The organism is Klebsiella sp. 28 (genome assembly GCF_018223905.1).
Classification (GTDB): domain Bacteria; phylum Pseudomonadota; class Gammaproteobacteria; order Enterobacterales; family Enterobacteriaceae; genus Klebsiella; species Klebsiella pneumoniae.
Genome location: NZ_JAGRQY010000137.1, coordinates 1 through 6,167 on the forward strand (window position 1 = coordinate 1; position 6,167 = coordinate 6,167).

The window sequence follows — 6,167 nt, forward strand, 5'->3', positions numbered from 1 at the left end:
CACGCAGGCCAGGAAAAAGATAACCACCTGCCCCCCCGGCGCCCCCAGCCACAGCCCCCATGCCAGGCCGGCGGCCAGAAAGCCGTTATACAAGCCCTGGTTGGCCGCCAGCACCCGGGTCTGCCGGGCGAAATCGGCGCTGAGGTTAAAGGCCCGGCGCCCGGCGGAGCCTTCCCAGAGAAACATCTCCAGCACCAGGATGGCGAGATGAATAATAGCGACCAGCGCAACGAGGAGAGTGGCTAACACAGCGGTCCTTAACGATTAGGGGAATGTTTCTCCAGTATAACCGCAGGCGCTCACCAGGCGAGAGGACGACTGCTATAGTGCAGATAGCGTCATATTTTCCCGCCGCGAAGAGCGTTGGTTTATCTGATTGCCCTTTGGTTTAGCTAAGCGGTGCTAGCATGCGGGGTTCTTTTTACGGGTATGGCATAGGTTACTGAATGGTAAATAAATTATGGATTTTGTTATCAGGCCTACTAATGGTTGCCATGCCGTCGGCGCAGGCCGGGGAATTAAGCCTCTATTCGATGAATACCGGCTCCTATGTCTATCATATGACGGGTAACCACGGACAATATAACGAACATTTCAATAACAACTTTTTCTCGGTGGAGCGCAAGTTTTCTCAGGATTCAAAATACAGCGTGCTGGTCGGAACGATGAAAAACAGCTTTGACGATCGTTGCCTGACCCTCGGCGTGCGCCGCGACTGGCTGAAAAACGATACCGGCTGGGTACTGAAAGGGGTGTATGCCTATACCGGGGAATTTTTCTTTGATGCCTTCAGCCACTGTGGGGATTCCGGCACCTACCGCACCGCCAAAAAAATCACCGGCATCGGTTTTTCGCCCTACCTCTATCATGGCCTGCAATATAATTTCACCGATTATTTCGGTGTGGAAGGCGGCATTATTGTGCCGGCGATCTTTGTGATGAGTGTTCAGTGGAGCTTTCGCTAGACGCTTTATTACCCGGGAAAAGAGCAGGCCACCACAGGTGGCCTGATACTAACGACCTGGCGGCAGGAATTAATGGAAGCCGAGACGGATCAGATCCAACGGGCAGAAGCGGCCCTCGCAGCCGTCGATTTCAACGCAGTCCGCCCGGCGCAACTGCTCAGCGGTTTTCCCCTCGCCATGGATAGCTTTAATCACGCCCGTCGTCCCGTTACCGGCGATCATTACCATGCTGCCGGTAGCAATAGCGTTACGATTACGGTCATAGGTTTTCATGGTCTCCTCCTCAATAAACCTGGGTGAAAGCAATGATTAAGCGCGCAAATTAATACCGCTTTCTGCCTAAAAAAGTTTTGAGGATAATCAAATTTATTTTAATAACCACCTGAGCATAAAGGCAAGAAGACCTTCTGTTCGCCTCCATCGCATCGCCTGCGCGGCGAGGGGATGAAGCGTGATACTGGCCGTCATATGTCAGCCAGGTTACTGTTTTATGACCAGATTATTAACCTTGCCAGCCCGCGGAAAATAGCGAAAGATGGCAATATTCGGGCATCAACGGTGCCAGTGCCTGTCCTGAGGGAGCCATGAGTCAAGACGTCACCGCGAAGATGTTAAAGCCCGATTTTGATAGTGAAGTTTCCGGCCTGGTGCATGGCTATTTGTTTCATGAACAGCGCCCCCCGCAGCCGATCGCCTCTGGCGAGGTATGCGCCCGCTATCAGGCGCTCGCCGATGACAAGGCGTTTATCTGGTTACACCTGAATCTTAATCACGCCACCGCCGAGAAATGGTTAACCAGCCACTTTCCGGTGGCCGATTTTTTCTTCGAGGAGATCCGCAGCGGCTCGCACACCACCCGCATTGAGCGACAGGGGGAAAATCTGTTCGCTGTGCTTAACGATGTGCTGTTTCGTCCGCAGGATACCAGCGCGGAAACCGCCACGCTGTGGCTCTACTGTAGCCCCAGGCTGGTGGTGACGGCGCGCTTCAAACCGTTGCGGTTTATCGAATGGATGCTGCCGCGCTTGCAGACGCTCAGGGTGAACACGTCTACTGAGCTGCTGGCCTTTCTGCTGGAGGAGCAGGAGGAGGTGCTGGAGCAGGTCGTCCGCCAGGCCAGCCGCCATGTTGACCTTATTGAAGAGCGTCTTCTGAGCAATCACGTGCAGCGCAACCGGGCCGATCTGGCGCGGCTACGGCGGATGCTTTTACGCTTCCAGCGGCTGCTGGCGCCGGAGCCGGCGGCGATGTTCCGGCTGCTTAACCGGCCGCCGGCGTGGATGGATCGCGCGGTGGTGCAGGCGTTTCGTCAGTTCACCGAAGAGTTTAGCGTGGTGCTTAACGATCTGTCGGGCCTGATCGAGCGCATCAGTCTGCTGCAGGAGGAGATTGGCGCCCGCCAGCTGGAGCAGAGCAATCGCACCCTCTATACCCTGACGGTGATCACCGTCCTCGCGCTGCCGATTAACATCGTCGCCGGTTTCTTCGGCATGAACGTCGGTGGGATCCCGCTGGCAAGCAACCACCACGGGTTTATCCTGCTGGTGGTGATTGTCGCTGTCTTTACCCTCGGCGCCGGTTACCTGGCGTTTCGCCGGCGCGATGACCTGTAGATTGCGCGTCGAATCAGCTGAGGCTGCGCAGGGCGGCAATCAGTCCTTCGACACCGCGTTCCAGCTTCTCGCGCGGGCAGCCGACGTTGAGTCGCAGAAAGCCGTTGCCCTCAGGACCATAGGTATAACCCGGCATAATCGCCACCTTCTGTTCGGCGATCAGCGCCTGCTGTAGCGCGCGATCGTCAACGTTGAGCGGGCGCAGGTCGATCCATGCCAGGTAGGTGGCCTCCGGCGGCTGCCAGCAGAGCGCGGGGAAGGCGTTGTTGAGCGTGTCGGCGACATAGCGCATATTCGCCTGCAGGTAGTCGCGCAGGGCATCGAGCCAGGGAGCCCCGTCGCGGTAGGCGGCGATATGGGCGACCAGCGCCGGCACGGAAGGGGAAGAGAGCCCGTCGCGACCCTTTAGCGCCTGCAGGTAGCTGTCGCGCTCGTTCTCTTCGGGGATAAAGCCGTAGGCCCCGGTAAAGGCCGGAATATTGAAGCTCTTCGAACCGGAGGTGAACAGCGCCCATGGTCCCTGAGCGACCTCGCTCCACGGGATATGGCGGTGTTCGCCCCAGGTCATGTCCATATGAATTTCGTCGCTAATCACCCTGACGCCATGTTTTTGACACAGGGCCGCCATGGTCTCCAGCTCCTCGCGACGCCAGACTTTCCCCGTTGGGTTGTGCGGGCTGCACAGCAGCAGCAGGGTATTCTTTGGCTCCGCCAGCGCCGCCTCCAGGCGGTCCATATCGCAGCGCCACCGATTATCCTTCAGGATCAATGGCACCGGGGCAATCCGTCGCCGGTTAGCGGTGATGGTGTTATAGAACGCATCGTAGGCAGGGGTGTGGACCACGACGCCGTCGCCTTCTTTCGACCACTGGCGGATGGTTTCCGCCACCATATAGATAACCGACGGTCCGTAGACCACAGATTGCGGATCGATGTCGCTGTTAAAGCGGCTGGCGTACCAGTGGACAATCGCCCCGAGAAACGCCTCGTTGCGCCAGCGGCTGTAGCCGAACACCCCGTGGGCCAGCCGCTGGCTGACGGCGTCGAGAATACAGGGCGCGGTGGCGAAATCCATATCGGAAATAGTGAACGGCAGCAGATCGGCGGCGCCAAACCGGTCGGCGACATAGTCCCATTGCGTGCACCAGGTGCCGTGGCGATCGATAGGGGTGGCAAAATCAAACATTGGAGCTTCCTTAGCGAGCGCCCCCTCCGTAGCGGAGGGGGACTAGTGGGATCAGGCCTGCACGGTATTCATCAGCGTGGCCATCTCATCTTTTACCGACTGTACCTGCGGGCCAATAACCACCTGCAGATTATGCTGGTTGAGCTGTACCACCCCGATGGCGCGATGGGCTTTCAGCGCGGCGGCGTCCACTTTGCTCATATCGTGCACCGACAGGCGCAGACGGGTAATGCAGTTATCCAGCGAAACAATGTTCTCTGCGCCGCCGAGCGCCGCCAGAATCGCCGGTACGTTATACCCGGATTTGCCGATGGTACCGGCGACGGCTTTCTCCACGCTGGCGGCAGTGTCGATGTCGCGGCCCGGCGTTTTCAGATTGAAGCGGGTGATGGCGAAGCGGAAGATGGCATAGTAGACCGCGAACCAAATAGCCGCCACCACCGGCACCAGATACCACTTGGTCGCCAGGCCATGCAGAATGCCAAACACCACGAAGTCGATGATATTGCCGTCGGTGTTGCCGATGGTTACCCCGAGCACCGCCATGATGGTAAAGCCGAGACCGGTCAGCAGCGCGTGGATGACATACAGGACCGGCGCGACAAACAAGAACAAGAACTCCAGCGGCTCGGTGGTGCCGCCGACCACGCAGGCGATGACCCCGGAGATCAGCAGGCCTTTAATTTTATGTCGGTTTTCCGGACGGGCGCAGTGGTACATCGCCAGCGCGGCTCCCGGCAGGCCGCCGAGGAATGCCGGCATTTTACCCTGCGACAGGAAACGGGTGGCGCTTTCGGCGAAGCCGTGGGTCGTCGGACAGCTCAGCTGCGCCTGGAAGATGGTCAGCGCGCCGCTGACGCTGTGGCCGCAGACGTCGAGGGTGCCGCCGGCTTCGGTAAAGCGGATCAGCGCCACCAGAATATGGTGCAGGCCAAACGGCAGCAGCAGTCGCTCGCCGGTGCCAAAGATCATCGGCCCAAAATCCCCGGCGCTGTTGATCATCTTCCCGAGGGCGTTGATCCCCATAGCGAAGACTGGCCATACCAGCGGGATCGCCAGCCCAACCAGCCCCAGCACCACGGTGGTGACGATCGGCACGAAGCGGGTGCCGCCGAAGAAGGCCAGGGCGTCCGGCAGGCGAATGTTATGGAAGCGTTCATGCAGCAGCCAGACGATAATTCCGGCGATCACCGCCCCGAGGATCCCGGTATCGATTGACGGAATGCCGATAATGTTCTGGATATTGTTGGCCTTCAGGATCGCGGCGTCGGTGGTGGGCAGAATACCCTTCGCGGTCAGCCAGAAGTTGACCGCCAGGTTCATGACCGCGTAGCCAACGAAGCCGGCGAAGGCGGCGACGCCTTTGTTCTCTCGCGCCAGACCCAGCGGGATGGCGATACAAAACATGACCGGCAGGAAGCTGAAGGCAAAGGAGCCGACCTTGCTCATCCAGATAAAGATGGCCTGCAGCAGCGGCATATCCAGCCACGGCAGCAGAGTCAAAACATCGTGACTGCTTAGCGAGCTGCCGATCCCCAGCATGATCCCGCAAAACGAGAGCAACGCTACGGGCAGCATGAAGGTTTTTCCCAGCTGCTGGAAAAATTCCCATAAGGTGATTTTTGGTGCTGTTTTCGCCGTCATAGCACGGTTCCTGATTCATAAGTGGTCGGGAGAACTAACGCCACGGCAAGATAAAACGTTTTACCACTTTTTAGTGCGATAAAAATCACATATTCAAGCGATAATAAGGTTTATAAAGATCGCACAATGATAAAACGATTTATCGACAGGCAAGGGAGTCAGCCAGCAGGTTATGGCAATCGCAAAAAAGATCACCATCAATGATGTGGCGCTGGCTGCCGGCGTCTCCGTGAGTACCGTTTCACTGGTACTGAGCGGCAAAGGGCGCATCTCCAGCGCCACCGGCGAGCGGGTTAATCAGGCTATCGAACAGCTGGGATTTGTGCGCAACCGTCAGGCGGCCTCGCTGCGCGGTGGGCAGAGCGGGGTGATTGGCCTTATCGTCAGCGACCTGTCAAAACCGTTTTATGCTGAATTAACCGCCGGCCTCACCGATGCCCTGGAGAGGCAGGGGAAAATGGTATTTCTCACCCAGGGAGGCCGCAGCGGCGAGAAGATGGCCCAGCGGTTTGATACGCTGGCGGCGCAGGGGGTGGACGGGGTGATTATCGCCGGGGCGATCGACCGCGGGAGCGAGCTGCGCGAGCGTGCGGCGGAGGCGGGGGTGCCGCTGGTGTTTGCTTCCCGCGCCAGCTATCTTGACGATGTCGACCTAATCCGCCCGGACAACATGCAGGCGGCGCAGCTGGTGACGGAGCATCTTATCCGCCGCGGCCATCAGCGGATCGCCTGGCTCGGCGGGCAGAGTGCTTCGCTGAC

The 6,167-nt window shown here is 58.5% G+C and carries 7 protein-coding genes; 3 read left to right on the top strand and 4 right to left on the bottom strand.

Annotated elements, in window-relative coordinates:
- The coding region (locus tag KHQ28_RS21595) for a DUF1304 domain-containing protein (RefSeq protein WP_211777678.1) at positions 1-249 on the bottom strand (249 nt) is incomplete at its 3' end.
- A gap of 236 nt (positions 250-485) precedes the next feature.
- Between KHQ28_RS21595 and KHQ28_RS21600 the strand changes: the two genes are divergently transcribed.
- The gene (locus KHQ28_RS21600; protein ID WP_004151567.1) at positions 486-965 is read left to right on the top strand and encodes a hypothetical protein; all 480 of its coding nucleotides are present in this window, start codon (positions 486-488) and stop codon (positions 963-965) included.
- A 69-nt stretch (positions 966-1,034) separates the two neighbouring features.
- On the opposite strand, the gene ydfZ is transcribed toward KHQ28_RS21600, so the two are convergent.
- Entirely contained in the window at positions 1,035-1,238 is a 204-nt protein-coding gene (gene ydfZ, locus KHQ28_RS21605; RefSeq protein WP_004151566.1) for a putative selenium delivery protein YdfZ, read from the bottom strand.
- A gap of 311 nt (positions 1,239-1,549) precedes the next feature.
- Between ydfZ and KHQ28_RS21610 the strand changes: the two genes are divergently transcribed.
- On the top strand, positions 1,550-2,578 hold the full coding sequence (locus tag KHQ28_RS21610; protein WP_004179669.1) for a CorA family divalent cation transporter: 1,029 nt from the start codon (positions 1,550-1,552) through the stop codon (positions 2,576-2,578).
- A 13-nt stretch (positions 2,579-2,591) separates the two neighbouring features.
- On the opposite strand, the gene KHQ28_RS21615 is transcribed toward KHQ28_RS21610, so the two are convergent.
- Both KHQ28_RS21615 and malX read right to left on the bottom strand, forming a co-directional pair.
- Positions 2,592-3,764: a MalY/PatB family protein gene (locus tag KHQ28_RS21615; protein ID WP_004176351.1), complete on the bottom strand. Its 1,173-nt coding sequence runs from the start codon at positions 3,762-3,764 to the stop codon at positions 2,592-2,594.
- A gap of 51 nt (positions 3,765-3,815) precedes the next feature.
- A complete protein-coding gene (malX, locus tag KHQ28_RS21620; protein ID WP_002903245.1) occupies positions 3,816-5,408 on the bottom strand; it encodes a maltose/glucose-specific PTS transporter subunit IIBC in 1,593 nt (530 codons plus the stop codon).
- A gap of 172 nt (positions 5,409-5,580) precedes the next feature.
- On the opposite strand from malX, the gene malI reads away from it, so the two are divergent.
- Positions 5,581-6,167 (top strand): Mal regulon transcriptional regulator MalI (gene malI, locus KHQ28_RS21625; RefSeq protein WP_211777679.1); only part of this gene is annotated, 587 nt, incomplete at its 3' end.

Coding starts and splice junctions, on each gene's coding strand:
- KHQ28_RS21600 (WP_004151567.1), top strand. CDS start 486: ATGGTTGCCATGCCGTCGGCGCAGGCCGGGGAATTAAGCCTCTATTCG.
- ydfZ (WP_004151566.1), bottom strand. CDS start 1,238: ATGAAAACCTATGACCGTAATCGTAACGCTATTGCTACCGGCAGCATG.
- KHQ28_RS21610 (WP_004179669.1), top strand. CDS start 1,550: ATGAGTCAAGACGTCACCGCGAAGATGTTAAAGCCCGATTTTGATAGT.
- KHQ28_RS21615 (WP_004176351.1), bottom strand. CDS start 3,764: ATGTTTGATTTTGCCACCCCTATCGATCGCCACGGCACCTGGTGCACG.
- malX (WP_002903245.1), bottom strand. CDS start 5,408: ATGACGGCGAAAACAGCACCAAAAATCACCTTATGGGAATTTTTCCAG.